Source organism: Streptomyces sp. NBC_00442 (genome assembly GCF_036014195.1).
In the GTDB taxonomy this organism is placed as follows: domain Bacteria; phylum Actinomycetota; class Actinomycetes; order Streptomycetales; family Streptomycetaceae; genus Streptomyces.
Genome location: NZ_CP107918.1, coordinates 4,116,450 through 4,142,975, shown reverse-complemented (window position 1 = coordinate 4,142,975; position 26,526 = coordinate 4,116,450). Strand labels below are relative to the sequence as shown.

General features: G+C 69.6%; 20 protein-coding genes and 1 pseudogene. 14 read left to right on the top strand and 7 right to left on the bottom strand.

All coding sequences use genetic code 11. The features are described 5' to 3' along the window. Positions 1–151: 151 nt before the first annotated feature. From OG432_RS18665 to OG432_RS18635, 7 genes are all read left to right on the top strand, one after another. Positions 152–1,780: a TIGR02677 family protein gene (locus OG432_RS18665; protein WP_328312082.1), complete on the top strand. Its 1,629-nt coding sequence runs from the start codon at positions 152–154 to the stop codon at positions 1,778–1,780. Next, positions 1,777–3,102 (top strand): TIGR02678 family protein, encoded by a 1,326-nt coding sequence (locus OG432_RS18660; protein ID WP_328312081.1) that lies wholly within the window; start codon positions 1,777–1,779, stop codon positions 3,100–3,102. The genes OG432_RS18665 and OG432_RS18660 overlap by 4 nt, the downstream gene beginning before the upstream one ends. Beyond that, a complete protein-coding gene (locus OG432_RS18655; protein ID WP_328312080.1) occupies positions 3,099–7,355 on the top strand; it encodes a TIGR02680 family protein in 4,257 nt (1,418 codons plus the stop codon). The genes OG432_RS18660 and OG432_RS18655 overlap by 4 nt, the downstream gene beginning before the upstream one ends. Next, positions 7,352–8,623 carry a TIGR02679 family protein gene (locus tag OG432_RS18650; protein WP_328312079.1) on the top strand — a complete coding sequence of 424 codons (1,272 nt, stop codon included), beginning with the start codon at positions 7,352–7,354 and terminating at the stop codon, positions 8,621–8,623. Before OG432_RS18655 ends, OG432_RS18650 begins: the two co-directional genes overlap by 4 nt. A gap of 495 nt (positions 8,624–9,118) precedes the next feature. Further along, positions 9,119–10,633 carry a NaeI family type II restriction endonuclease gene (locus OG432_RS18645; RefSeq protein ID WP_328312078.1) on the top strand — a complete coding sequence of 505 codons (1,515 nt, stop codon included), beginning with the start codon at positions 9,119–9,121 and terminating at the stop codon, positions 10,631–10,633. Positions 10,634–10,837: 204 nt separating this feature from the next. After that, the gene (locus OG432_RS18640) at positions 10,838–11,398 is read left to right on the top strand and encodes a hypothetical protein (RefSeq protein ID WP_097249658.1); all 561 of its coding nucleotides are present in this window, start codon (positions 10,838–10,840) and stop codon (positions 11,396–11,398) included. Next, positions 11,395–12,075: a hypothetical protein gene (locus OG432_RS18635; protein ID WP_030183853.1), complete on the top strand. Its 681-nt coding sequence runs from the start codon at positions 11,395–11,397 to the stop codon at positions 12,073–12,075. Before OG432_RS18640 ends, OG432_RS18635 begins: the two co-directional genes overlap by 4 nt. Before the next feature lie 313 nt (positions 12,076–12,388). Here OG432_RS18635 and OG432_RS18630 read toward each other — a convergent pair whose 3' ends face one another. The 3 genes from OG432_RS18630 to OG432_RS18620 form a co-directional block, all read right to left on the bottom strand. After that, complete coding sequence (locus OG432_RS18630; RefSeq protein WP_328312076.1) at positions 12,389–12,523, bottom strand: hypothetical protein; 135 nt, start codon at positions 12,521–12,523, stop codon at positions 12,389–12,391. Positions 12,524–12,595: 72 nt separating this feature from the next. Next, positions 12,596–12,901, bottom strand: a complete 306-nt coding sequence (locus OG432_RS18625) for a hypothetical protein (protein ID WP_328312075.1) — start codon at positions 12,899–12,901, stop codon at positions 12,596–12,598. A 1,009-nt stretch (positions 12,902–13,910) separates the two neighbouring features. Beyond that, on the bottom strand, positions 13,911–15,599 hold the full coding sequence (locus OG432_RS18620) for a sigma factor-like helix-turn-helix DNA-binding protein (RefSeq protein WP_328312074.1): 1,689 nt from the start codon (positions 15,597–15,599) through the stop codon (positions 13,911–13,913). Between the two features lie 652 nt (positions 15,600–16,251). On the opposite strand from OG432_RS18620, the gene OG432_RS18615 reads away from it, so the two are divergent. After that, entirely contained in the window at positions 16,252–16,497 is a 246-nt protein-coding gene (locus OG432_RS18615; protein ID WP_328312073.1) for a hypothetical protein, read from the top strand. Positions 16,498–16,891: 394 nt separating this feature from the next. Here OG432_RS18615 and OG432_RS18610 read toward each other — a convergent pair whose 3' ends face one another. Beyond that, positions 16,892–17,473, bottom strand: coding sequence for a TetR family transcriptional regulator (locus tag OG432_RS18610; RefSeq protein ID WP_328312072.1), 582 nt, complete (start codon positions 17,471–17,473; stop codon positions 16,892–16,894). Between the two features lie 100 nt (positions 17,474–17,573). On the opposite strand from OG432_RS18610, the gene OG432_RS18605 reads away from it, so the two are divergent. The 6 genes and pseudogenes from OG432_RS18605 to pdxR all read left to right on the top strand — a co-directional run bounded on the left by OG432_RS18605 (position 17,574) and on the right by pdxR (position 22,939). Beyond that, entirely contained in the window at positions 17,574–18,815 is a 1,242-nt protein-coding gene (locus tag OG432_RS18605; protein ID WP_328312071.1) for an MFS transporter, read from the top strand. Positions 18,816–19,062: 247 nt separating this feature from the next. Continuing rightward, positions 19,063–19,437 carry a nuclear transport factor 2 family protein gene (locus OG432_RS18600; protein WP_328312070.1) on the top strand — a complete coding sequence of 125 codons (375 nt, stop codon included), beginning with the start codon at positions 19,063–19,065 and terminating at the stop codon, positions 19,435–19,437. Between the two features lie 124 nt (positions 19,438–19,561). Beyond that, positions 19,562–20,050, top strand: a pseudogene (locus tag OG432_RS18595) (DUF4265 domain-containing protein). A gap of 105 nt (positions 20,051–20,155) precedes the next feature. Further along, a complete protein-coding gene (locus tag OG432_RS18590; protein ID WP_328312069.1) occupies positions 20,156–20,476 on the top strand; it encodes an immunity protein TriTu family protein in 321 nt (106 codons plus the stop codon). 503 nt (positions 20,477–20,979) lie between these two features. Next, complete coding sequence (locus tag OG432_RS18585) at positions 20,980–21,405, top strand: hypothetical protein (protein WP_328312068.1); 426 nt, start codon at positions 20,980–20,982, stop codon at positions 21,403–21,405. Between the two features lie 22 nt (positions 21,406–21,427). Further along, positions 21,428–22,939 (top strand): MocR-like pyridoxine biosynthesis transcription factor PdxR, encoded by a 1,512-nt coding sequence (gene pdxR / locus OG432_RS18580; protein WP_328312067.1) that lies wholly within the window; start codon positions 21,428–21,430, stop codon positions 22,937–22,939. Here the strand turns inward: pdxR and OG432_RS18575 are convergent, their stop codons facing one another. Genes OG432_RS18575 through OG432_RS18565 form a run of 3 tightly spaced genes read right to left on the bottom strand, consistent with a single transcriptional unit; the run spans position 22,940 to position 26,435 of the window. Beyond that, positions 22,940–24,178 carry an MFS transporter gene (locus OG432_RS18575; RefSeq protein WP_328312066.1) on the bottom strand — a complete coding sequence of 413 codons (1,239 nt, stop codon included), beginning with the start codon at positions 24,176–24,178 and terminating at the stop codon, positions 22,940–22,942. Further along, positions 24,175–25,395 (bottom strand): ATP-grasp domain-containing protein, encoded by a 1,221-nt coding sequence (locus tag OG432_RS18570; RefSeq protein ID WP_328312065.1) that lies wholly within the window; start codon positions 25,393–25,395, stop codon positions 24,175–24,177. Before OG432_RS18570 ends, OG432_RS18575 begins: the two co-directional genes overlap by 4 nt. 44 nt (positions 25,396–25,439) lie before the next feature. Continuing rightward, a complete protein-coding gene (locus OG432_RS18565) occupies positions 25,440–26,435 on the bottom strand; it encodes a B3/B4 domain-containing protein (protein WP_328312064.1) in 996 nt (331 codons plus the stop codon). Positions 26,436–26,526: the final 91 nt, after the last annotated feature.

The following is a 26,526-nucleotide window of genomic DNA, read 5'->3' as shown; positions in this document are numbered from 1 at the left end:
ACCGAAGGGCCCATTCAGGGTGAGCCGGGACGCCGGACGCCTACATGCCGCACATGCCGCTCCCGCGGGATTCGCCACAGGCCGGCACACGTCCGTGGCATTTTCGGCCACCCACCGGCGGCGCCCGTATGCGCCGCGTAACCTCACGGGCATGGGGGCATCAGCATCCGGTGCAGGTCAGGACGCCGACGAGGAGGCGCGGCGGCGGCTGAACGCGTACACGTACCTCAGCGCGCCCGAACGGCTGGAGCACGTCGCGATCATGCGGGTCTTCTGCGGAACGCTGCTGGCGGATCTCGCCGTCCCGGACATCATGGCGAAATTGCGCCAGACCGGCGCTTCCGCCGCAGGACTCGACGCCGACACCCTCACGGTCCGACTGGAACAGCTGGTCCAGTGGGGAAACCTGCTCCGCAGCAGCCACACGGTGAACGCGTCCAGCATCAGTGAGTACCAGCGATCCCGCTCGCGCTACCAGCTGTCGAAACTGGGCGAACGTATCCAGCGGGACGCCGACGGAGTCCTGGCCGAGGCCGACGCCGCCCGCGAGGTGAGCAACGAACTGCTGGCACTGGTCGAGCGCGGACTACGGGAGCTGGCCGACCTCGTGACCGCGCCGGGCGGCGTCGAGCCGCAGGACGGACTGGAGCGGATCAGCACGCTGTTCGTGCAGTTCACCGAGTTCGCGGACTCCATACGCGACTTCTATGCCTATCTCGGCCAGGTGCTGTCCCGCTACGACCTGGACAGCGCCGAGTACCAGGGCTTCAAGGAGCTGCTCCTGGACTACGTCGAGGCAATCACGGAGGACGTGGCGTTCCGCGCGCCCCGGATCTCGGCGGCGTTGGACACCCTGTGGCCGCACATCCCGGCTCTGCTGGACCGGCTGGACTCTCATGCCCAGGGGCTCACCGGGCTCTCGGCGCAGGCGCAGGGCGAAAGCCGCCCAGACGTCCGGATCCAGCGCAGCCGCGGCCGCGAATTCGCGGACTGGGAGGGCCTGCGCGGCTGGTTCAGCAACACCGACGGCCAAGGCAGCCAGGTCGACCAGCTACGCGATGCCACCCTGCGCGCGTTGCAGTCGCTGCTCGCCAACGCCAAGCGGATGCTGCGGTCAGCCACCGGGGAGATGTCCCGGCGCAAGGATCTGCTGCGGCTGGCCCGCTGGTTCGACGAAGCGGCGCCGCGGGACGCACACGACATCGCCGTCGCCGCATTCGGGCTGTACGGCGCCCGCCATCTGAGCATACCTCCGGCCACCGACGAGGTGGTGCCCGCCTACACGAGCTGGTGGACCGGCCCGGTGGTCGAGGTACCGGTGGCCCTGCGGGAGAGAGGCAGCCGCGCCCAGCGGGGCCGGGCCTCCGCGGTGGAGGACCACTCCGCGCAGAAGCAGCTGCTGAGGGAGGCAGCCCGTCAGCGGGCAGCGGCCAGAGCAGCGGCAGCCGACGAACTGCGCAGCGCGTCCGGCCGGTTCGCCGAGGTACACCTCACGTCAGCGGCGCTCGGCCTGCTCCTGGAGCTGCTGGCCACAGCGCTCGGAAACGCACAGCTCAGCAGGCCCGTCAGCACGGACGGAGAGAGGACGACGGGGTTCGACCTCGACTCGGCCAGCAGTGAAGACGCCGAACTGCGTATCCGCCTCACCGTGCGCCGGACGGCGGGCACGCGAACGGTGCTGTACTCGGCCGACGGCGACCTGCTGCTGGACGACCTGGAGCTGGACATCGGTCGCACCTCCGCCGCGGTCGACGGCGAAGCGGAGGCGAGCGTGTCATGACCCTCCCCTCGACTCACGAGGTAGCCCTGGCAGCCGAGCGCCGCACCGCCGCCCGGCTGCTGCTCGCCCACCCGCTGATCGCGTCGGACGGCCCGCACGCCGACCTCTTCCCGCTGATCCGCAGGCACGCCGACTGGCTGGGCAAACGGTTCCAGCAGGTGCTCGGCTACCGCCTGCTGGTCGACAGCTCCTATGCCAGGCTGTTCAAGGCGGGGCTGGGGGCGGGTTCGGGTCATCGGCTGGAGCGCTCCACCGGCACCCCGTTCACCCCACACACGTACGCCTGCCTCGCGCTGGCCCTGTCCGTGCTGGTGACCGCGCCCGAGCAGATGCTGCTGTCACACCTGGTCGCCGATATCAGGGCTGCCGCAGCCGACGCCGGGATTGAGCTGGAGGAAACGGGCCGGGCGGCCGGGAAGCGGACCCTGGTCGCGGCTCTGCGCCAGCTCGTCGACTGGGGCGTGCTCATCGAGACCGAGGGCCATGTGACCGCGCTTGCGCAGGAGGCGGGCGGAGAAGCCCTGATCACGATAGATCGGGAGCTGGCACGCGTGGTTGTCGCCGGCCCGCTCTCCCAAGCACGGGACGGCGCCGACCTGGTCCGGCGGGCTGCGGACCCGAGCTTCGGCGGACCACGCACCTACGTGCGCCGGATGCTCGTCGAGACACCCGTCGTCCACCTCGACGAGCTGACCGACGCCGAGCGGGACTGGCTCCGCACCCGGCAGCGCCGGGAAGCCCAGGCTTTCTCCGAACTCCTTGGTCTGGAGATGGAGATCCGTGCCGAGGGCGTGGCACTGGTGGACCCCGAGGAGGAGCTCACGGATCTGCACCTGCCGGGAACCGGGACCGTCGCACAGGCCGCGCTGCTGCTGGCGGAACGGCTCGTGGAGCGGCTTCGGCCGCAGGAGCCGGGGCATCCGGCGACCGGCGGGACGCTCGTCATCGGGGTGGCCGTCCCGGACGGCCTGGTGGATGAGGTGCTGGCCGGGCTGATCGCTGAGTACGGGCAGCGCAGCAACTGGCAGCGCGGCTACCTGGAGGACCTTCCCTCCCTGCGAGAGGCCGTATTGGACCTCCTGGTCCGCATGCGGCTGATGGCCCGCGCGGCCCAGCTGCGCGCCGAGGGCGAAGGACTGCCGGAGGGGTACGTCGAAGAGGCGCCGGAAGGACGCACGGTGACCGATGTCCATGGCGCACGGCCCGGCGGCGACGGCTGGGTGCTGCTGGCCGCAGCGGCCCGCTACGCCACCCACGTCACGGTGCGCCCGGCCACCGCAGCAGGCAAAGGCACTGACGTTCAAGAGGAGTTGCCGCTATGACCACCGACGCGCGTGGCCTCGTTCCGCTGCCGCGTTCCGGCGCTGCGACACCCGCCGGCCCTGCGACGACCGCCGGCACCCGCTTCCGGCTGCACCGGGCGGGCATCCAGAACATCTGGCAGTACGACGAGCAGGAGTTCTCCTTCGGCGACGGACGGCTGCTGCTGCGCGGCAAGAACGGCGCGGGCAAGTCCAAGGCCCTGGAGATGCTGCTCCCGTATCTTCTGGACGGCGACTCCCGAGCACTGGACGCGACAGGCACCGGCCGCACCACGCTTGCCTGGCTGATGCTGGACGGATTCGAGCAGACCAACCGTCTCGGGTATCTGTGGGTGGAGTTCCGGGGCACGGCCGACGACGGCGGTCACCGCCACCTGACGCTCGGTGCCGCCATCCGCGCCTCGAAGTCGACGCAGAAGGCGCTGCCGACATTCTTCGTCACCCCGCTGCGGATCGGTGAGGACCTGCACCTGGTCGAAGCCGGTAAGCCGCTGCCGGTCGACCGGCTCAAGGAGATCGTCGGCTCCGACAACACGACCGACCGTGCGGTCGAGCACCGCTCACGCGTGGCTCGGGAACTGTTCGGCATCACCGACACGACGCGCTACCGCAACCTCACCCAGCTCCTCCACCGGCTGCGGCGCCCGACGGTCGGCGACCGGATCGAACACGGGGGCCTGGTCTCCCTGCTGAGCGAGACCCTGCCGGGGCTCGACGAGGACGTGGTCGAGAAGGTGGCGCGCAACCTCTACGACCTCGACGCCGTACGGGACGAACTCGGCCGCCTGGAACGCACCGACGCGGCCTTGCGCACGTTCCTCACCAGTTACCGCGGCTACCTGGCCGGGGTCCTGCGCACCTCCGCCCAGAGAGTGAGCCACGAGCTGGGCGTCCTCGCTCAGCGGCGCCGGGCGGCCGGAGACGCCGCACAGCGGACGAGCGACCTGAGGACGCAGGAGGAGGAGTCGGAGGGCCGACTGGAGACCGTGCGCGAGGAGGAACAGGCCGCCCGGACCGACCTGGCCGCCCTGCACGCCAGTCACGCCTACCGCAGCCTGCGCGAACTGTCGGAGCGCCGCGGCACGGTGGAGGCGCTGCACACCGCCGCCGCGGCCGCGTTCACCACCCTGCGGAACGCACATGACGCGGAGGAGGGCTCGGCGGAGCGGCTGGCCGAAGGTGTCGAACACCTCGGAAGCCGACTGGCCGAGCTGGGAACCGAACACCGGGAGCTGCTGACGCAGGCGGAGAAGGCCGGGCTTCCCACCGGCCATCTCGGCGAGGCGGTGGCTCTGCCGCGCATGGTTCTCACCCAGGCCACCGAGACCGAGCTGACGACTCCGGACGGGGAGACGCATACCGTACGGCACCGGTCGGTGACCCGTGTGGACACGGTCACGGCGCAGGAAGGGCTGCGGTCCTGGCAGAACCAGTTGGAGGACGCCGAGGCGGTCGCGAGAAACCGGGCCCGGATGGTTCAGGAGGTGACCCGCCTCATCTCACGGGCGGACGAGGCCCGCGCCGCGGCGGCTCAGTCCGATGCCGAGCGGGAACGACTGGAGGGCGAGGGGGAAGAGGCCGCCGGTCATCTGGAGGGCAGCCGTCAGAAGGTCGCCGAGGAGAGCGGCGCCTACGCCCGCCAAGTCGCCGACTGGGCGGCGCGCACGCGGACCGCGCTGGGTATCGACTGCCCGTCACTCGACGCCGTCCACGCCACCGTTGGCCACGAGACCTCCACCGACGCGCCGTTCGCGGACCGCACACTGCCGCCCGACATCGACAACCAGGCGTGGCGGACAGCTCAGGCCGCGTTGGAGCCGTACGGCGAGGAACTCACCGGACGCCGGGACGCCCTGGCACTCAGCGTTAACCGGCTCGGCGAGGAACTCGACCACCTGGCGAAGCAGAAGCGGGACTGGGAGCAACGTACCGACCCCGAGCCACCCGCCCCGCACCATCGCGCCGCCGCAAGGACGCCGGGCAGTGGAGCACCTTTCTACCGGCTCGTGGACTTCGCGGAAGACCTGGCTCCGGCCGACCGAGCTGGTCTGGAAGGGGCGCTGGAGGCGAGTGGAATCCTGGACGCGTGGGTGAGCGCGGGCGGCGTCCTTCTCGACCCGCGCACCCGGGACACCCTTCTCCAGCCGGGTCCTGCGCTGTCCGACGGGCGGACTCTCGCCTCGGCCCTGCGCCCAGTCCCTGAACCGGGTTGCGGCGTCTCCTCCGAGCAGGTGGGAGGTCTCCTGGCCAGCATCGCACTCGCATCGGCACAGGAGACCTCCGCGCACAACACAGTGTTCTACGACGGCAGTTGGCGTCTGGGCGTGCTCAGCGGTCGTCATGACAAGGGCGACACCGAGTACGTGGGGGCCGCCGTACGCGCCGAGACTCGGCGGCGCATCCTCGCCGAGCTGGAGGAGCGGATCGCGCGGACTCAGCAACGGCTGGCCGATGTCCGCGAGGAGCTCGCCGTAGCCGATGCCATGCGTCGGGCTCTCACGCTCGCGGAACGGGACTTCCCCAGGGCACGGAATCTCGCGGACGCCTGGAGCAGGACCGAATCAGCCGAGCGGACCCTGCGCGACCTGACCGCCAAGGCAACCCGGGCGGCGCGGCTGGCCGAGGAGGCACGCGCTCTCGCGGTATCGGCGCGAACCGAGGCGGAGGCCACCGCGACCGCCCACGACCTGCCCGGCGACCCCGCCGCCCTGGACCGTGTCCGCACCGCACTGGCCAGCCTGCTCAGCGGTATCGGGCATCTGCGCAGGGCCGTCAGCGGCACGGGCGAGCGGCTCGGCACGAACCAGGCCGATGCCGACCGGTACGGACGCGCCCAAGAGGATCGCCTGGCCGCGGACGAGAGCTACCGGCTCCACCTCGCCGGACTGCGCACCGCTGAGCAGGACCTGCGCACCCGCGAGGAGGCCATCGGATCGTCCGAGGAGGAGATCCTCTCCCGCGAGCAGGACGCCAAGCAGCGCATCACGAACGCCGTCCAAGCGCTCCCCGCGGCACAACGAGCTCGCGACGATTTCCACGACCTGCGCGTACGCGCGGAAGAGGACGAGAAGCGCCTGCGCGGGACCCTGTCGGACCAGGAAACGGCGGTCATCGACACCGGCAGCGCTCTCCGCGGTGCTCTCAGCCGACCGGAGGTGGTGCTCGGCGCCGGCCTCGACCGGTCCTCGCTGCCCGAGTACGTGTCGGACGACCCCGGTGCGGACGTCCGCAGCCGTCTGCGCGCGCTGCGGGCCCTCGCCGACGCCGTGGAGCAGGCCCTCGGCCGCCCGAAGGGCGAGGTGTCGGACAGCGCTCTGCTCATCCGGCACACTGCGCTGCGCGACCAACTGGCCGGCGGGTACGACGCACAGCTGGAGGAACGCGGCGGTATCAAGGTGTGCCGCTTGGTCGACGACCACGGGTCCCATGACGTCGCGGCCGTGGGCGAGCGGATCGCGCTTCAGGCCGCGGAGGCCCGAGGGCGGCTCACCGAGCGCGAACGTGAGGTCTTCCAGCGGTTCCTGACCGGTGAGCTCGGCGACCACCTCTCGGCACAGGTCATCACCGCAGCGAATCTGGTCGCGGCTCTCAACGCCACCCTGCGGACCGTGCGCACCTCCCACGGCCTCGGCGTCGAGCTGCTGTGGAAGCTGGACGAGGACGTGGACGCGGATGTGCGCGCGGCCGTCGAGCTGCTGCGCAGTCCGTCGAGCCTCAGGACGCGCGAGGAGACCGAGCAACTCCGCGAAGTCCTGCAACGCCGGATCGAGGACGCCCGACTCGCCGACCCGTCAGCCGGTTACGCCGCCCATCTGCGGACTGCGCTGGACTACCGCGACTGGTTCCGCTTTCACACCTTCGTGGTGGAGGACGCGGCTCCGGGCCGCCGTCGGAAACTGACCGGCCGGACCGGGCTCAGCCAGGGCGAACAACGCGTGCTCTCCTACCTCGTGCTCTTCGCCGCCGCAGCCGCCCACTTCACCAGCCTCGCCGAGTCGGCACCGCACGCGCCACGCCTGATCCTCCTGGACGACGCCTTCGCCAAGGTCGACGAACCCACCCACGGCCGACTGGGCCGTATCCTCGTCGACCTCGATCTCGACTTCGTCCTGACCAGCGAGCGGCTCATGGGCAACTGGCCCGAGGTTCCGTCCCTGCACATCTACGAGTGCCTCCGTGATCCCCACGTACGCGGGGTGGCCACCCTGCACTACACCTGGAACGGTCGGCACCGGCGTCTGGTGTCCGTATGAGCGGGCTGCCCGCCGCAACGCGCGACTGGCTCACGGGACCTGGACTCACCCGGCTCTGGCAGGGGGCACGCAAACGCCTGGAGAGCAACGGCCTACAGGCCACGGGTTCGCTCCGACTGACCGCGATGAACGCTCAGGAACGCAACGACCTGTCTCTCCTCCTGGGCAAACCCCTCACAGGTGCCGCCGTGACCGTACGGCTCGACGTGCTCGACGCACGGCTACGCGCCTCGGCCGCCGGACTCGGCCTCAGACAGACCCTGGAGGAACTCGGCCCGCCACTCACCGACCGCCGTGCCGCCCGCGCGGACGTTGCGGCACGGCGCGAACAGGTGTGGTCGTCCCTCGCTTCGTCACTGGACACCTCCCCGCTCGCCGACCAGGAATGGCCCCGGCAGTGGTACGACCTGCTGCGCCGTACCGGCGTTCCGAAGGGAGTGACGCCCGAAGCGGCGATATGGACACTCCACCAAGCGGTCCAAGTCCTCACCACTCTCCTCGGACCCGAGCGGGGCAGCACACTCGGCCGAGGAGAACTCGCCGCCATGGCGACCGGCTCCGCGCACGGCCTGGACGACGGCACCTGGCTCGCACGTCTCGTCCGACGCGGCGTCGCCCTCGCCCACGGCACTGAGTTCCCCGACGACGCGGCCGGTCGACGAGCTCTGTGGCGGCTGGTGTCCGTCACTCCGGACGAGGTTTCCAGCACGGTCCTGACGTACGGGTTGCGGCCCGACGGCGAGGGCTGGCGGGAGCGCGCCCTACGGGAGCGGGCCGATCATCACGCCGAAGTTCACGTCACACCGCGCGACCTGCATGCCCTTCGGCTGCAACTGCCCGCCGGAACGCTGATCCACATCTGTGAGAATCCGCGCGTGGTGGAAGCCGCGGCGGACGCGGCCTGCGTCCAGCCTCTCGTGTGCACGTCCGGCAGCGCCGCCACCGTGGTCTTCACGCTTCTCGACGCCCTCGCCGCCACGGGTTGCCGCTTCGCGTACCACGGCGACTTCGACTGGCCGGGGATCACTCTGGCCAACCGGGTCATCCGCCGCTACGAAGCCCGGCCGTGGCGCATGGGCACCGCGGATTACGAGCATCTGGCCGCTCGCAGTCAGGCCGAGGGCATCCCTCAACTGGCACTCGACGGCCAGCCGGTCGACGCGGACTGGGACTCGGATCTCGCCCCTGCCATGACCGCCCTCGGCGTCGCGCTCCATGAGGAGGCCACTCTCGACCTCTTGGTGGCCGACCTGTCACGCCAGGCGTAGAGACATCGGCACTATGCCGGGTCCCGGGAGCCGACCTGTTCCGAGGGCCCCCGGCCTGGGCGGGTTTCCGACTCGGACACCGCCCCGGAGTCGGAAGCGGCAGCAGAGTCAGCGCCATGCCGTCCCCCGGAGCCCTGTGACGGCGGCGTACCTCCACCCTGGCGCCAGGCCGAGTAGAGAACGGCCGCGGCGGAGGTGCTCGCGATGACCTGATCAGAAGGCAGATTCAAGGCGATCAGAGCTGCGGGCGTGCCGACGATGATGGCGAAGGCGCAGATATCGGCCGTGCGCTGACGCATCGACGTCCTTTCTCACGTAGCGATTTGCGGCTGGGGTGACCACGGTGCCGGACGTCCACGACGCCCGGAAGTTCGATCTTCCGATCAGATAGATTGAATACTCTTTTGAGGAGATCGAAGGGGCGGGGGCGAGGACGTGGCGCGCCGAAGACGGGGCGGTCAGTGGTCAGAGGTGGACACGGAACTCTGCATGCCCATGCGGGAGATCGTGGGGCTGCTGCGTGATCTGGTCGACAGCAGCGGAGTCCAGCTGAAAGGGCTGCAACAGCTACTGCTGGCGCAGCACCGGGAAGGCCCGCACCCTCCGTCGTATCAGGTGCTCTCGGACCGGCTTCGAGGCAGAGGGCTCCAGAACAACGCCTCGTTGATCTACGCGATCATCGCGGTACTCGCTCCACCAGAGCGTAAGGAAGGCATGACCGAGGAGGTCAGGCAGCACCTGGTGAACGCGCGGGCCACGCTGGCAGCCGGCAGTACGCAACCATCGCAAGAGCCGACGCCCGATAGCCCGGATCCGGAACTCCTGGACGTGCTACGAGAGAACCGCGACCTTCGCAGCAAGGTGGAACGGATCGAGCGCCGCCTGGCGCGCAAGGAGAAGCGCCTCCAAGCACTGCGCGACGAGCTGGCCGCCGCCGAGCGCCGAGCTCCGGCTCCGTCCGTCGGCCCGGCACGGGATGAACCGACCACCGTGATCCCGTCCTTTCCGGACGAGGGTGTCGCAGCGACCCGCTTGGCAGACTCCGACATCGCAGCCGCGACCAGCAGCCCTTCTGCCGCCGCCGCAGGAACTGAAAGCAGCTCTGGCTCCTCTGACGTGGCTACCGTCGCGGATGCCCTCCGCGGCATGCCGGACTTCGAGGCAACAACGGCGAACGCCCTGCGCCACGCATTCGACAGCGTGCTCGACGGACGACGAACGGGGCGATTCGACCCGGCTACGCTCGGGAAATCCGAGAAGGTCTACCTCGGCGCCAAGGTCACTCACGAGCTCACGGCGGCCTGGGGATTCCCGCCTGGCCAGGAGACCACCGACCTCCCGATAGGACGCCAGCAGGTAGTACTGAAGTTCATCACTGGTGCGACATGGACGATTACGCCCGGGGAGGTCGGGAGGGTGTGTCTGCTCGTGTCAGCCAACGACGAGCGGTCCTGCTGGAGCCTCGGACTGATCCGGATCGAACCCGGCCACCTCAGCGGAGCAGCCAACCGCGACTTCAAGCGCACGCTCTCGGCCGCAGGCCGACAGGCCGTCACCTGGCTCTTCCACAACGCGCATCTGCCGGAGAACACCCTTCTCCACCTTCCGGCGCCGCTTCGAGAGAAGATTTTCGCCACCGAAGTGAGCCGGCGCGGCAGCCAGGCCCGGGTGAACAACCTCTTCAGGCTCGCGCAAGGACGGCTACTCAACCGAACCACGATCTCCACCGTCGCCGTGACCGCAGATGGCCCGAAGCGAGTTCGAACTGCCCGGGAGGCGTTGCGCGGCGATGGCATCCTCGTGCTCGGCGGCACCAGTCGACAGGCGACGATCGCCCGTAGCCTCGGCCTGCCCGTGCCGCGCGACGGTGAATGGGTCAGTCAGCGGGTCACCCGCCGACGCCCCGAACATGGCGATGCACCGAGCATCGCCCTCTCCGATGAGGTGTGGACACTGGCTGGACCAGACGACCCCATCGAGAAGGCTCCGTCGCTCGCGAAACTCTGGTAGCGCTGAAGGAAACGTCGGCGAACCCGTCCTGGAAGGCGAGGGTGTCCGATTATCCGGTGGAGCTACCGCTCCGGAAGCCCGCCTGTCGCTGGAGGCACTCCGAAATCTGATCGACGGCCAACTGCGGTTCCTTCGAACACATCCTGGGGAAGAACCGTGAACCGACTGGCTACGTCAGACGAAAGCTACTGATACGAGGGGGACATGAACCAATTCGAACTACGCCGTGTGGAAGGGCAGCTCCGCGAAGCGCTGCAAGACACCGCCCTAAGTTGGGTGCTCGACGATGTCGACGCGGCAATCGCCGCGGGAGTGCCGGAGGAGAAGATCCTCCGCCGACGCCAGCAGCGCCGCGGCGATAACCTCCCCGCCACGAGTCCGGCTGCAGCAGCGGCTCGATACGAGGTCGTGGACCGCAGCATGCTTGGCCTCGGAGAGTACGAGTCTTCACGCAAGGGAGGGACCCTGGTCATCGCCACGCGAGCCATGACAGAGGAAGAACGTGTGCAGCTCCTCCTTGATGCGGTAAAGCGCGTGCTCGTCGACCTGCCTGAAATGGAACTGGAGGTGCTGAAGACGCTCCGGTCTGAGCCCGAAGGCGACGCTGGCAGCCGGAGCATGGCTGAGGGGGTCGTGTTCGAGCCAGACGAAAGCGCTCGAACGCGCCGTAGCCGAACTGAGTTCCGGGGAGATCGGGTGCCGGCTGAGCGACGTACACGCGTCAGCCAGCTGCTGGCCGAAGTGACGAGGGAGGTAGTCAGTTGAGCACGGTCGATGACCTAGTCAACGAGATCAAGAGCCTTCTGGCTGCGGGGGCGGTGTCGTACGACTCCGCTTCGAAGCCGTCCGACATCTACGAGGGCTTCATCTTCTCCCTGATCGTCGCCACCGCGAGTCGGCATGGTGCCACTGTCACCTACGAAGACGTCTACGGGGCGAAGGCCAGCAATCTTGTTTTCCGGACAGGGCCCGGTCACCTGTACGGCAACAGCCAGCCCTTCACCCACGCCGTGATCGAGTTCGATGGTGCCCCCGCCCTTGAAGTCCACCTCGGCGTCTATGTGACCGGCTCGTCGGGCGTCCTGCACGAGTGCGACGTGTTGGTGCTGCCAGCCGAGGAAGCCGCCCTGAGCCGAGCGCAGGGCATCGCACCACGAGGCAGTCAGAGTGTCCTCATCGTCGAGTGCAAGTACTACGTCTCCAACCTCGGCATCGGCCTCGCACGGAACTTCGAGGGGCTGCGCGCCGACATCCGTACCCAGAACGAACTCTTCGTCGCCAACACCAGATCGTCGAGCATCGTGCGGTACCTCGATGCCCGAAAGAGAGGCTTCGAGCCCGACGTGGTACCCAACTCACCACAGGCAGGCTATCTCCAGGCCGAGATCAGGAAGACCTTCAAGAGCTACCTGAGCAAGCACGCTCCGTCAACCGTGATCTGAGCCGTCGCACGAGCATCGCGCACACGTATTCAGCGCGTGCCGATGTGGCGGGACAGGTCGCCCCAGCGACCGTTGGCTACGTTCCCCTTGGGAGCCATCTGGGAGCCGACCCGCTCCCCGAGCCCCTTCGAGGCCACCTGAGACCACGACATCCCGAGGCCCTGACCAGCGCAAACGCTGTCCACGCTGGCAAGATCACCACCCGAACCTCATTCGGGACGAAGAGGTCGTGGGTTCAAATCCCGCCACCCCGACAGCTGCAAGAACAGATCAAGGGTCTGATCCTCTCTGAGGGTCAGACCCTTCCTGCGTCTCAGGTGATCGTTTGGGAGAAATCTGCGAGAAGATCTTGGTCCAGGTCTTCCACTGCAATGCTCAGGCTGGTCGCGCTGACCGTCAGAGACGGGCCTTCAGCCCCCTGCAGCAGAAAATTGCGCTTGTGCAGCATCCGCCGCAGCAAGCATGAGCGCACTTGTGCATGCGCACCGCGCCGAGGCCGACCATGCTCAGCAGAGGGCGCCTACAGCCCGGGAAAGACTCCCAGGAAGTCGTGGACACGACGCCATCCGACAGCCGTAACGGCCGCGACGAGGGCACCGCCGGCGAGAAACCATCCCGTGAGATCGTCGCGGACTCCGAGCACAGGTAAGAGATGGTCCAAGACCAGGACCGAACCCAGAGCTGCAACGGTGCCGCGCACAATGGCGAACGATTCACGGAGCGCATGGCGCTGCAGCGAGACCGGTGTGACACCTTCCAGAGTCTCGGCAGGAAGGAGGGCGGCAACGTACCCCGCTGCGTGTTGTTCACCGATCGTCGCGAGCATCTTGGCCAGATCATCCAAAGAAGTGTCGGGCTCGATGTCGAGCCGCCGAGTTCGCGGTGTAGAGCGCCAATGACAGCGGCCGCGTGGTGACGGGCAGCGCCCCTTCGCGGTGAGCGCCGGGTCATGCCTCCGCGCCAGAGGTGGGAACGCCAGATGCTCCACTCAACGGCTCGGCACAGGCTATCCACTTGCCGGAGCCGATCCGGACGGTCGATACCCGTCACTGTCTTCGCCTGCGCGCATCGCACGAGTGCCGCGCAAGTTCGCTGTGTAAGCCAGTACTTGCGGAAAACTCCCTTGCGCAGGGTGCGCCACATCACCCACGCAGGGATCCCGAGCAACGCCATATTGGCCACCACGGCGAATACGGGGTCACGTCCCGGAGCCGAGCTGGCAGCCACCTTGCCCCACTGCTCGTAGAGGAACCCTGCTGCCTGTTCCAGGTTGTCGACGCCGTAGTGGTGGGCAAAGTTCAAGGTAGCCAGCGCCAGGGCTGGCACGGAGATGGTGGTGATGATCAGGCTCGCGACAGGAGCTACGACACCCCGAGACAGAAAGGACCCCCAGGTCATACTCAGCGACCGCTGAGCCAGCACGGTATAGGGAAGGTCCTCGCCACGGATACCGAGATGGTCCAAGGACACCCAGAGATCCCGGGTCTCCTTCTGAAATCTTTGCTCATTAGTGTTCGTGCACCAGCCCCGGAAATCGCGTCCGCTGACGCGGATCGCGCGGCGGGCGCTCAAACGGATCCGCACCCATGCTCGGTGCCGGATGTCGCGCGCTCCTGGCGGGAAGGATGTACCGCGCGGTTGCACTGTGGTCATGGGCGCGATGATGCAGCACGTGACTGACAGCGCCAGCATGTAAGGGACTGAGTTGTCGTTTCCCGCTAACCCGGCATGCTCCGGCCGCGTCTGCGTGCGGCCCTCTGCGGTGCTGCCGCGCAGGCAACAGAACAGGGGCCGCTCCCAGATCACCACACGGCTCATGAGGACCCGGCCGGCGGTTACGTCTGGGGTGCGGCCACAAGCAGCGTCTCCCCAATCACCATGGCCCGCCATAGGTCCGGCACACAGCCGAGGAGTACTCGCAGTCGCCGCTGGTCGTTCGCAAGCAACCAGGTGAGCAAGACTCGCGGCGTTAAGGATTGCTTGAGCTCAAACCCGGACTCCACGGTGGCAAGCTCCTTCAGGGCAGCCTCAAGCCGCCGCCGCGCCTCCTGGGAGCCATGCACGAGGTAGTTCCTTGATTCCTTCAGAACGGTGAAGCGTGCGACAGTCCCAACCCCCACGGCATCGAGCTCAGCCTGTACGTCCGGCCTCATCCAGCCATCGGTGACGCGCGGGTCGCCAGCCCCAAGCTTGTCGAGATACATGTCGGTCAAGACTTCGCCCACGGCGGGTGGGCTCTGCGTCAGAGCCGTCCTGTGTTTTGTCTTGAGCGTAGGGTCGGAAAGTCGTCGCCCGATAGTCGACCCGTCCAGCGCCACCGCCGCGCGAATCCACCCTCGGCGCCGGAATTCAAACTCCTGCATAAACGCCTTGACGAAGCGCTCCAGGTGCGCGGATCGGTCCGCGGGCCGGAGCCCGACCAGCGCACCTATGGCCCGATCGATCTCCTGCTGGGCGTGGTGCAATGCTGTCGCGGCCTGTGGAACCCCGGACCGCTCTTTCGTCCGACGGGCGACGGTAGCCCCCTCCGCGACCGCAGCCCGCTTGGCCGAAGTCCACCCTCGATAGTAGAGGCGTACGGACGGTGCGGACGGGCGCCTGCGACCGGACCTTTCCTCCGCCTCAACCCATGACATGTACCCCTCGAAGGTGGAGGGGCTGCCAACAGATTGGGCATCGCGAATGAAGTCCGCCACGGCCGCCGGATAGTCCTGAGGCTCGAACAGCAGCAGCCCTTGGGGCCGGCCCCGGGAATCGGGAGTGAGACCGAGGGCGATCTGGGCCTTGGCCCATGAGCCCTGTCCCAGCCGCTTCATGACGGTCTGACTGGTAGGCGGCCAGGGCCTGGTCCCTTTACTGGATTCCATTCCCAGCTCCTCGAGCACTGACTCCCGTCGCGCGTTGTAACGCGCTGCGGATATGCCGACTTGTGCACCAGACCGTACAAGTTCCTGGGCAGCGTGGATCAGGCCGAGGATCTCCGCAGCAGCGCCCGATTCGACCCCTTCCCGTAGGAGAGCCTGGCCTGTCCCTTCGAGCTCATCGAGGTCCATCCTCTGTGCCGCTCCTAGCCGGTCGCCTCCAAGCCCGTGCTCACGGGCGAGGGCGTACCAGACGGCGCCTTCTACAGCCGTGACGGAGAAGGCGAACTCCTGCACATCCACGTCGAACAAGACGTTGGCTTCGGCGATTGCTTCACGCACTACTGCCGCCGGAACCTCGGGATACAAGAGAGCGAAACGGGCCTCGACATCGCTACGGCTCACTCCTTCCTCCGCAAGCTTGACGATGCCCACCTGATGGGCTGTGAGGAATTCTCCGACCTGACTAGTCAGTTTCTCGGCCCGTGCCTCGCGCCGCGCATTGCGCGCAGTCGACGCCGAAACGGCGTCGCTCCTCCTGCTGATAATCTGGCGCGCCCGCTCCCTGGTGACGCCGTACTGATCCCCGATCTCCTGCAAGGTGTGACCGTCCGCGTACATCTTGCACATCTCAGTGTCACGGGCTTCGTTCGACCGCCCCATAGCCCAGCCCCTCCATCGCGTCCCGTCGACGGCTCCCCACCCAAACGTACCGGCGCAAAGGCTACCCACCGAGCTTCGACTCCTCGGCCGATGATGGAGGGGAGGACCGTTTCAATTTCGCCCTCATTCAGCCGGTTCACGGTCGTTCGGACAAGACCAGGAGTGTGCCTGACTCGGCGAGCGGCCCTCCACCAACGCAGGTCAACGTCCCCGCACCCAACCCGGGCACGGATGCGCCCGCTTGCTAGCCATGTTGACCGTGGCCAACCCCTGTGTCTGGCACGGTTGCGGCACGCATTATTTGGTCGTCCGACCACGTGAACACGCCGATGTGCAGCCGTAGTTGATTCGGTCTGCCATACCGCGGGCGTATCGGGGCAACCTACTCATCGTCAGCGTCAGTAGAGAGAAGCAGCTGGTGGACGACATGGGCTATCTCCAAGTCCATGATCCCACTTGCACGGCCAGCGAAGCCGCAGGTCATCTGCCTGCGCTCCACCCGCTCTCCTAAGGCGGTTGTCCAGCACGCTTAGCGAGGCCATATCCGCTGGAACTCTTCGGCTGGGATGGGCTCCAGCGGAATTACCCCAGGATCGTTCGCCCGGTCTGTCAGGCCACCGTGCTCGTCCTCCAGGTGCCCCAAGCTGCACCGATGGAGTTCGCCGGCCGAAGTCAGCTCGGCTTGCTTGATGACGACCAACTCGCTGTGGTCGGGTACGGCCTCGATGTATCACAGGCCGCCCTCCTCGTCAGCGGGGCGGAAGTGGTGCCGCTGGGTGCCGGCATCGTCGAGTGCTCGGCAGTACGCCACGGCCTCTGCTTTAATGCGTTCCGGGTCAACTACGGGAACATCGTGTCAGCAGGCGCACGGGGCCGCAGTTCCGACATCCACAAGTGACATCAACGGCGTCGGACGCCGACACTCCCAGGCAGCCTGGCGCGGCCAACGTGGCCAGGCCGCTCTCCGGCAGTGCCCGCAGTGCCCGCGGTGCCCGCAGTGCCCGCAGTGATCGAACTCCTGACGCGGTGCCCGCGTCAGCGCGGCTCAGTCCTCGCCCACCTGCAGCAACACCACGGTGTAGGACCAGCCGGCCCCCGACCCCATCGAAGGTATGCCGGGTGACCGAGTTCCACGCCCGCACTCCGGGCGAGAGGTCGATGATGCTCGCGTGCCAGGCGGCCTCGTAACCCAGCAGACGGCCAACACGTTCCGCCGCTCTACGTCCGTGGGCGCGGTCTAGGCGTCCTTAGCCCGGGAAGCCCGCCGCCGCGGAAGGCCGTGCTGCAGGGCGTCAGTTCGTAGGACGGGTTTCGCTGCGTCCCGGGAGGGTGCGGACCGCTTCGGCGATGGCGGGGCGGAGCTGGTCGAGGGTGTGGTCGGGGCCGAGGATCATGCGGCGGAGCTGGGGCATGGCCAAGGTCCAGCCGACCAGGCCGAGGGTGAAGAACAGCCGGTCGCGGGCTTCGCCGTCCGAGGCGGCCCGGGTGGCGCGGGTGGCGCGGATCTTGTCCTCGTAGTGCCGGGTGCGGGCCTCTTCGCCGGGGACGGGCTGGTCGCCGAGTTCGAGCGCCTCCCACATGAGCAGGCGCAGGGCCTCGGGGTGAGCACGGTGGTAGTCGAAGAGCCGCTCGGCGTAGGCGGGCAGGTCCTCGTCGCCGGGCGGGACGGCTTGGGCGAGGTCGGCCATGAGGTGTTCCAGGACGTCGGCGAAGAGCTTGTTCTTGTCGCCGAAGTACTCGTAGATCGCCCGCTTGTTGGCCTTGGCCTCGGCGGCGATGCGGTCCACGCGGGCGCCGGCCACGCCGTACTGGGCGAACTCCGCGGCGGCCGCCGCCAGGATCCGCTCTTTGGTTGCCTTCGAGTCGTACGCCATGCACCGATGGTAACGAACCAGTTCGTTTGACTGATCGCGGAGCCGTCTGCGACGCTCTTCCTGCCGTCCGAACCATCTAGTTCGTTCGTTTGGAGTCGTGATGTCCTGCCCTGATTCACCACCGCCCTCCGTACCGGCACTGCCCCGTCGGCTGCCGTTGGTCATGGCGCTGGCCTGCGGGGTCAGCGTGGCGAACGTCTACTTCCCGCAGGCCCTGGCGCCGCTCATCGCCGACAGCTTCGGCATCACGGCGGACTCGGCCGCGACCGTGGCGACCGTGACGCAGCTCGGGTATGCCGTCGGGATCTTCTTTCTGGTCCCCCTCGGCGACCGGCTCCCGCGCCGCCCCCTGATCACCGCGCTGCTCGCCGTGACCGCACTTGCCCTCCTGGCCGCCGCTCTCGCCCCGGCCACCGGCGCCCTGCTCGCGACCGGCGCGGTGGTCGGGGTGGCGACCGTGGTGCCACAGCTACTGCTGCCCATGGCCGCGGGGCTGGTTCCGGCCGACCGGCGAGGCGCCGTCATCGGGACCCTGCAGGGCGGGCTGATCGGCGGGATCCTGCTGTCCCGCACCTTCGGCTCCGCCCTCGGTGAGCAACTGGGCTGGCGCGCCCCGTACTTGGCCGCCGCCGCGCTCACCGCACTGCTGGCGATCGTGCTCCACACCGCCTTGCCGGACACCGCTCCGGCCGTACGGGAGCGCTACGGCGCCCTGCTTGCGGCCGGTGTACGGATGCTGCGCACCGAGCCGGACCTACGCCGCTCGGCACTCTTCCAGGCCACCCTCTTCGGCGGGTTCAGTGCCGCCTGGACCGCGCTCGCCCTGCTGATCACCGGCCCTCGCTACGGCCTTGGTACGCAGGTGGTGGGCGTGTTGGCGTTGATCGGCGCGGCCAGCATGTTCTGCGCCCCGGCCGCCGGGCGGTGGGTGGACCGCAACGGCGCGGACCGGGTGAACCTCTGGTGCATCCTTGCCACCCTCACCGCAGCGGCCGTCCTGGCCGGAGGTGCGGCCGGCTCCTGGGTGGGGCTGGCGGCCCTGGTGGCCGGGCTGTTGCTGCTCGACATCGCGGTGCAGTGCAGCCAAGTCGCCAACCAGGCCCGTATCTTCGCGCTGCGCCCCGAGGCCCGCAGCCGGCTCAACACCGCCTACATGACCTGCTCGTTCCTCGGCGGCAGCGCCGGATCCTGGCTCGGCATCCGCGCCTTCGTCCGGCTGAACTGGCTGGGCGTGTGCGCACTCATAGGGATGCTCGCTCTCCTCGCGCTCACCCTCTGCCTGGCCGGTGCCCGTCGGCAGGAGGCCGGCGCTGCGGCACCCGTCGACCTGCGCGCCCGGTGACCGCCGACCGGCCCCGGGCGCGGGCACGGGCACGGGCACAGGCACGACCCCGGGTACGACCCCGGGTGCGACCCCGGGCGCGGGCACGGCCGCAGGCACAGGCACGACCCCGGGCGCTGCCCCGGCCCCGGCCCCGGGCCCCTCCCGCCGCCTCGGATCCCCCGCTCTCCCCACCCTCCTCACCCTCGCCGCCCTCCCCGCCCTCCTCGCCCTCCAATTCGAAGGATTCTTCATGACATACCCGGCCATGCCACTGGCAGTTCTCCAGTTCTTCCGGGCCTCCCAGCAGGGCGATGCCGATGCCTGGGCCCAGACATTCGCCGAAGACGGCGTCTTCCACGACCCGGTCGGCACACCGCCGCTCATCGGACGCCCCGCCATCCGCGACTTCATCGCCTCCGTACTCCCCAACTTCCAGCCCTTCCTCGGCCTCACCCCCCTGGAGGCACACACGGTCGGCAACCAGGTCGCCGTCTCCTGGCGCGGCGCCGCCGTCGCTCTGGACGGCAAGCCGGTCAACTGGTCCGGCATCAACATCTACGAACTCGACGAGGACGGCCTCATCCAGGACGCCAAGGCGTACTTCAACCGAGCCGCCTTCCAAGCCCAACTCGCGAACTAGCCGCGCGCCGGGGCCGATTGACGGTCCGCCCCGACCGTCCTCGGCCCATGGACCCCGACCGAGGGCAGTCGCAGGTTGATCAATCAGTTCGGCCCCGGTGAGCAGGGCCGCTTCCGGGCGGCGCATGATGCCGGACATGGAGAGCGCGGACGAGAAGATCAAGGTCTGATTCCGGTTCGTTCCTCGCGAGGGGTGGCTCCCGCAGGACACCGAGGGCCTGTGGGCAACGAAGCTCGGCGACAACACGGCGATGGTGCGGAACATCCCGTTCCTTCAAGACGGTGTCGCTGAAGGTGACGTGGTCCGGTATCGGACGGACGGCGACGGACTCCATTGGTCCGTGGAACGAGTCGGCACGGCCGGCAACTGCACGATTCGCGTCGTGCCCATCCCTACCGGCCCCTTGGGACGCAGTCCCCAGGCGGTGCACCAGCGTCTTTCGGCGTTCGGGCTCGGAGGCGAGGTCTTCAGCGACGACTTCCCCATGGTGGCCTTCACCGCACCGGCGGCCGCGGACTTCACCGGGATCAAGGCGCTCCTGAACCAGGGGCAGCGGGAGGGGTGGTGGCACTACGAAGTCGGCTGTGGCACCGAGAGATGGTGGAATGCCTGACCTTCTCGGGCCCTCGTACGACGACGATGACATGCGTCTCGCGAGCCGCCTCCCCTCCTACTCACCGGCCAACGCCCTGGCCGGGACGCCTTCGACGGAGTCGCCATGACCGCTTTCCCTCATGCCCTTGATGCACTTGCCGCTTGGTGCACCGCCCAGGCATCCGGCCTCCGAGCAGCTGCAATCGACTGTGAGATCGACACGTCTCCGACCGACGGACGCGACAAGGCGAGCGCCTGGGTGACCCTCAGCACCGATGCCCGGCTCGCCGCCCTCGCGGTCTGGGACACCGGCGAGGCGGAACTCGACCACGTAGACGTCGAGAGCGGTCAGGTCCACTCTGAACACCGCTTCCTTCAGACAGAACAGGATCTCGTCAGGGCACTTTCAGGACTCGCGCGATGGGTGCGATCCGCCGCACCCTGAGCAGACCGCGTCGTGGCCCGAAGACCGAGGTCCGCGAGGTCCGCGAGGTCGGCGAGGTCCGCGAGGTCCGCGAGGTCCGCGAGGTCGGCGAGGTCGGCGAGGTCGGCGAGCGCCTCGTCGCGGCCGGCCAGGAGCCGGACGGTCCTCGTCGCGTCGCCCGTTGCTGCTGGCCGGAGCTCCGGTCCGTCGCCTCTACCTCCGCTCCGTCTACCGGGACGAGGCGCCACCGGTCCTGGACAAGCGGCAGGGCCGGATCAGTGTCCACCGGTTCGTGGTCACCAGCCCTCTCCTCGCGTGGCTCTGCCGGCCCACGGAGTCGCTCGCCCGGCTCATCTCGCGTCGAGGCGGAGCGGCAAGCCGGAGGCCCGGGTGGTTCGATCGGCCATCGGCCATCGGCCATCGACCCTCGAGCTGCCGGACGGCGAACTGCCGGACCGCGAGCTGCCGGACGGCGGCGACGGCGACTACGACGACGACGGGCCAGAATGAGCCAGGATGGGCCGGTGACGCGATGGTTCCGTAGCTACTGGGACGAAGAAGACACCTGGTTCTACTTCGAGGTCGGCGACGACGAATGGGTGAGCCGACAGGTCGAGCTCGAAGGTCCGGCGCGGCAACCCGTCGCCGCCGCTTCGGTCGAGGACGACGATGCCCGGTACGGGTTCACGGCCGAGTCGCCCGTGACCGACTGGCAAGGGCACGTCGAGGAGCCGCTGACCCTCCAGGACTTCGAAGAGGTCTGGGCCGAAGCCCGGCAACACCTCGCGGCCCGCGAAGCCCGACGTCTCATCGGTCGGCGGTTCCCTCCACGGCCGGGCGAAAGAGAGACGTCGCGCGAGGCCGCTCTCCCGGCCGTCCCCGACCCACCCACCCCGCCCACCCCACCCACCCCGCCATGGCACACTCGCCACCGAGGGGATGCCCGTTGAAGCCCGTAGAAGGGGGAGCGCCGTGGGGTCGCCGGAGTTGCTCATCGTGCTCGACCGGGACGGTCGTACGCCGTTGCAGCAGCAGCTCGGTGAGCGGATCACCGCGCTGGTCCGGGCCGGCCGGCTGCGCCCCGGGGACGGGCTTCCGGCCTCGCGTGAGCTCGCCCGGCAGCTCGACGTGTCGCGGACCGTCGTGACCCGCGCCTACGAGCTGCTGCGCGCCAACGGCGTCATCACCGCCAAGCGCGGCTCCGGCACCCGCATCGCCCCCGGCGCGGATGTCCCCGCCGAGCCCCAACGCCCCACGGACGCGGCCGCGTTGGCGCCGCAGCCGCCCAGGGCCACCGACGGCGGCAGCGCCCTGTGGCAGCCCTGGGAGCCGCCGCCCGTGCGCCGCCCCAGCGGCGCCCTCGACTTCCGGCACGGGATGCCCGCGCTCGCCGAGTTCCCCGTGGCGCGCTGGCGGCAGTCCATGCACGACGCGTACGGCCGCGCGGACGCCGCCTCGCTCGGCTACGGGCCGGCCGAGGGCTCGCCCGCGCTGCGGACGGAGATCGCCACGCTGGTCCGCCAGAGCCGGGCCCTGGACGCCTCGCCCGATCACCTCATGGTCACCAGCGGCGCGACCCAGGCCATGGACATCCTGGTCCGCATGCTGGTCGGGCCGGGCGACGTCGTGGTGATCGAGGATCCGAGCCACACCGTGCTGCGCCAGGTCTTCGGCTGCTCGCAGGCGCACGTGGTGCCCGTGCCGGTGGACGAACAGGGGCTGCGCGTCGGCGACATCGACGCCCGCGTACGCGCCCACGGCCACGACCCCGCGCGCGTGAAGCTCGTGTATGTGACGCCGTCGCACCAGTTCCCCACCGGGTTCATCCTGTCCGAGCCGCGCCGGCGCGGGCTGCTCGAGTGGGCGTACCAGCGCGGGGCGACCGTCCTGGAGGACGACTACCACCACGAGTTCACGTTCACCGGAGAGCGGCTCCCGGCGCTCGCCGCCGAGCGGCACCGCGACACCGTGGTCTACGTCGGCAGCTTCAGCAAGACGCTCTTCCCCGCCCTGCGCATCGGCTACGCCCTGCTGCCGCCGCACCTGGTGCAGCCCTTCCTCGGCATCAAGTGGATCACCGACCGGCTCACCCCCACCATCGCCCAGGACGCCCTCGCCGACTTCATCGCCACCGGTGCGTATGCCCGGCACATCAGCCGCATGACCCGGCTCTACCGCCAGCGCCGGAGCCGTCTCCTGGAAGCGCTGCACGAGCACTTCGGGGCCGGTGTGCGGGTGTCGGGGCAGGCGGCGGGGCTGCACGTGCTGGTCACGCTGGCCGGGGCGCGCGGCGTGCCGGAGAGCCGGATCGTCGAGGCGGCGGCCGCGCACGGGGTGCGGATCTACCCCGCGTCGGGCTACTTCGTACAGGACCCGCCGGCCGAGCCCACGTTCCTCATGGGGTACGCGGCCCTGCCGGCGCCCCGCATCACCCGCGGCGTCGCCCTGCTCGCCGCCGCGGTGCGGGAGGCCACGGAGGGGTGATCAGCCGCTCACCGCGAGCGGCTCCGCGTCGGGGGTGCCGGCCGCGGCGCCGGTGGCGGCGGGCCGTCTGATCCTCAGCAGCGCGAAGCCCGCCATGCCCAGGAGCGGGGCGCACAGCAGGGTCACGAAGACGGGCCGGTGGCCGTCGGCCGTCCACAGCACGCCCAGGCCGACCGGGACCACGAGCCGCGCGAGGCCGAGCACGAAGCCGTTGAGCGCCATGAAGGTGCCGACGCGGTGCTCGTCGACGTGGTCGGCGACGTACGTGGGCACCACGACGGACACGATGATCTCGCCGAGGGTCCACACCACCGTGGACAGCAGCAGCGCCGGCAGCGAGAACCCGAGGACGATCACCGCGAGCCCGAGCGTCCACAGCAGCCCCGCGGCCAGGAGCAGCGCCTTGGTGCCGTGGCCGCGCAGGTGCTTCTCCATGACAAGCCCGAGGCTCACCACGACGACGCTGTTGATCGTGTAGACCGCGCCGACGAGCCCCGCCGAGTCGTGCAGCACCGTGGTGACGGCGAGCGGCAGCGCGTATTCGAGGCCGATGAGCGGGACGACGTAGAAGAAGGAGACGAGGACGAGCAGCAGGACGTGGGTGTGGCCGAGGCGCCGACGGCCCGAACGGCTCTTGTCACGACCGGTGTTGAGAGGCGGCCGCCTGCGGTCGTGCGGCACCCGGAGCAGGATCATCGCCGCGCACAGCAGACCCGCCGCGATGTTCCCGGCGAACATGACGTGGTACGAGTACGCGGCCGCGACCCCGCCCAGAAGGGGGCCCACCCCCATGCCCAGGTTGTTGCCGACGTAGCTGATCGTGTACGCGAACGGGCGCTGCTCGGGTGTGGTCAGGTCGGCGACCAGGGTGTTGGAGGCCGGGCTGAACATGCCCATGCCGACGAGGGCGACGAACAGCAGCGCCGCGTACGTCCAGGGCGCGCCGTCGAGCAGGGCGAGGCCGAGATAGCCGGCGGCGTTGAGGAGCAGCGCGCTCAGCAGGGCCGTCCGTCTGCCGCCGCGGTCGCACAGCGGCCCGCTCAGGAGGCTGCCGGCCAGCAGGCCCGTACTGCCGACGGAGATGAGCAGGCCGGCCTCGCCGGGGCTCAGCCCCTTGCCGCGCACCAGGTAGACGGCGAGCAGCGGGAAGACGAACATGCCGGCCCGGTTGACGAAGGAGGCCAGGAACAACACCCGTAGTGCGAGCGGGAGTTGACGCAGACGTGCCACCCAGGTCATGGACGGCCGCCGGTCCGCACGCGGAAGGTGTCCCGCACCGTCTTGAAGCGGGCCTTCACCTCCTCGAAGTCGCGGCCCTCGCACACGTACCAGCCGAGCACGTCGTTGGAGGCGGTCGGCGGCGCGATCGTGTCGCCCACGCCCTTCCACACGTCGGCGTCCAACACGCCCTCCAGCGAGGTCAGTTCGGCGGCCGAGGTGACGGCGGTGATCGTTCCGTACGCGTCGGACGACAGGTATTCGGTGCCGATCTCCGGGCCGAGCCGGGCGGCGGGGCGGTGGTGGGGGTCGAGTTCGAGGCGGCACCACTCGCCGGCCAGGTTGATGCCGCGCCCGGCCTGGACGGCCGGCACGATCGAGCCGCCGCCGGCCCGCGCGCCCGCCTCGCCGAAAACGATCTCGCCGTCGTCCCGGAGGAAGAACTCGGCGTGCACGACCCCCGTGCCCAGGCCGAAGCCCCGCAGGATCACGCCGTTCAGCTCCAGGATGCGCCGCTCCGCCGGCGTCAGGCCGTACTTGCGGGAGATGGTGCCGCCGGGCTCGTCGCGGTAGTCGAGGACGGAGTACGTGTACTGGGAGAGCTGCTCGAAGACGACGTCGCCGCGCTGGACGAGGGAGTCGACGTGGAACTCGGTACCGTGGACGAACTCCTCCACCCGGTACTCGTGCCGGTCGTCCCCCATCTCGGCCCAGACCCGGTCGAGTTCGGCCCGGTCGTCCACCCGGTAGGTGTTGCCGCAGGCCCAGCCGGCGTACGGCTTGACGACGACGGGGTAGCCGACCTCTTCGGCGAAGCCGGCGACGGCCGAGACGGTGTCGGGCCGGCAGGAGCGGGCCACGGTCACGCCGAGCTCCTCGGCCCGGCGGTGCATCACGTTCTTGTCGCGGAAGTTGAGGGCCTGGGAGGGCATGAGGCCGGGGATGCCGTGGTCCTTGCGGGCCCGGCTCGCGGGCAGGACGTCGCCTTCGAACAGGGGGAAGATCCGCTCGATGCGGTGCTCGGCCACGATGCGGCCGACCGCGGCGCGCAGCTCCGCCGGGTCGTCCAGGTCGCAGTGGTAGTGCGGCAGCCCGGCGGCCTCCGGGGCCTCGACGCCGGCCGGCAGCAGCACCACCGTGCCCACACCGAGCTCGGCCGCGGCCACGACGACGCTGCGGAACTGGGTGGTGTAGCGCCCGGCGGCGGGCCGGTGGATCACCAGGATCGCGGGGTTCATGCGGTGCTCCTCGTACGGGGCCGGTATCGGCGGAACGGCGGACATCAGCGCGCGAGGGCGGCGGGCGGGACGAACGACGGTCCTCCCGGCGCGAGCGGACGCCGGTGGCCGGACGGCGTGGACGGCTGCCGGCGGTGGCCGGACGGGTCGCCGGACGGGTCGCCGGACGGGTCGCCGGACGGGTCGCCGGACGGGTCGCCGGACGGGTCGCCGGACGGCGTGGACGCCTGCTGGTGGTGGCCGCCCGGATCCCCGGACGGCGTGGACGGGTGCCGGGGTGCGAACGGGTCTCCTTGCGGTGTGGTCCGGTCGAGCACCAGGGGCCGGCCCGTGACCGCGCCGAGCCCGTCGAGTCCGCTGAGCGCCTCGACGAGCCAGCCGAGCGCCTCCTCGACCTCGGCGCGGCCGCCCTCGTGCGCCGACTCCACGGTGAGCAGCAGCCGGCGCCGCCCGACATCGGTCCTGACCACGTCGCTCTGGCGCCAGTTCCAGCGCCGCGAGTGCGCGCGGCCGCGGTGGTCGGCGTAGACGACCTCGCCCGGCTCGGGGTGCTCGGTGGCGTCGGGCGCGCCCAGCGGCGCGAAGACCTCGCCGCCGTGTGCGAGCCGCACCTCCAACTCGCCCTGGAGGGAGCCCACATCGCAGGACGCCACCGGGAGCCGGGTGTCGAGGGACGCCGCGTTGCAGAGGTCGACGAGGGCGTTGATCCGGGGCAGCCGGTCGCCCTTGGCCACCCTGCGGACGACCGACTCGGCGGCGCAGGGGAACTTGTTCGGGTTGACGCCGACCGCGCGGTAGGCCTCCCGCCAGGCGGCGATCGCGGGCAGCGCGGAGACGTCCGCCTTGCCGAGACCGGCCGCGTGCAGGATGTCCTCGGCCGCGGTGAGCCACGCGCCGATGTCGTCGGATTCCCGGACGACGTCGATGTCCGGTACCGCGATCAGACCGAGCACATAGCCGGGCACGCGCTCCGTCAGGCGCGCGTCGATCGAGACGGTGAGGGGGCGGGCGCCGCCGGCGGCGTCGGGCGGGTTCTGCATGGCCGGTGCTCCTTCGATGGTGTGCTGCGGCTGGAACCAGTGGGTCGGTGTGCTGCGGCTGGAACCAGTGGGTCCGCTGATGCCGGTGCTG

Coding starts and splice junctions, on each gene's coding strand:
- OG432_RS18600 (WP_328312070.1), top strand. CDS start 19,063: ATGCCACTGGCAGTTCTCCAGTTCTTCCGGGCCTCCCAGCAGGGCGAT.
- OG432_RS18605 (WP_328312071.1), top strand. CDS start 17,574: ATGTCCTGCCCTGATTCACCACCGCCCTCCGTACCGGCACTGCCCCGT.
- OG432_RS18620 (WP_328312074.1), bottom strand. CDS start 15,599: ATGGGGCGGTCGAACGAAGCCCGTGACACTGAGATGTGCAAGATGTAC.
- OG432_RS18645 (WP_328312078.1), top strand. CDS start 9,119: ATGCGGGAGATCGTGGGGCTGCTGCGTGATCTGGTCGACAGCAGCGGA.
- OG432_RS18640 (WP_097249658.1), top strand. CDS start 10,838: ATGAACCAATTCGAACTACGCCGTGTGGAAGGGCAGCTCCGCGAAGCG.
- OG432_RS18665 (WP_328312082.1), top strand. CDS start 152: ATGGGGGCATCAGCATCCGGTGCAGGTCAGGACGCCGACGAGGAGGCG.
- OG432_RS18610 (WP_328312072.1), bottom strand. CDS start 17,473: ATGGCGTACGACTCGAAGGCAACCAAAGAGCGGATCCTGGCGGCGGCC.
- OG432_RS18570 (WP_328312065.1), bottom strand. CDS start 25,395: ATGAACCCCGCGATCCTGGTGATCCACCGGCCCGCCGCCGGGCGCTAC.
- OG432_RS18630 (WP_328312076.1), bottom strand. CDS start 12,523: ATGCTGCACAAGCGCAATTTTCTGCTGCAGGGGGCTGAAGGCCCGTCT.
- OG432_RS18575 (WP_328312066.1), bottom strand. CDS start 24,178: ATGACCTGGGTGGCACGTCTGCGTCAACTCCCGCTCGCACTACGGGTG.
- OG432_RS18660 (WP_328312081.1), top strand. CDS start 1,777: ATGACCCTCCCCTCGACTCACGAGGTAGCCCTGGCAGCCGAGCGCCGC.
- OG432_RS18615 (WP_328312073.1), top strand. CDS start 16,252: ATGGAGTTCGCCGGCCGAAGTCAGCTCGGCTTGCTTGATGACGACCAA.
- OG432_RS18565 (WP_328312064.1), bottom strand. CDS start 26,435: ATGCAGAACCCGCCCGACGCCGCCGGCGGCGCCCGCCCCCTCACCGTC.
- OG432_RS18655 (WP_328312080.1), top strand. CDS start 3,099: ATGACCACCGACGCGCGTGGCCTCGTTCCGCTGCCGCGTTCCGGCGCT.
- OG432_RS18625 (WP_328312075.1), bottom strand. CDS start 12,901: ATGCTCGCGACGATCGGTGAACAACACGCAGCGGGGTACGTTGCCGCC.
- OG432_RS18590 (WP_328312069.1), top strand. CDS start 20,156: ATGACCGCTTTCCCTCATGCCCTTGATGCACTTGCCGCTTGGTGCACC.
- OG432_RS18650 (WP_328312079.1), top strand. CDS start 7,352: ATGAGCGGGCTGCCCGCCGCAACGCGCGACTGGCTCACGGGACCTGGA.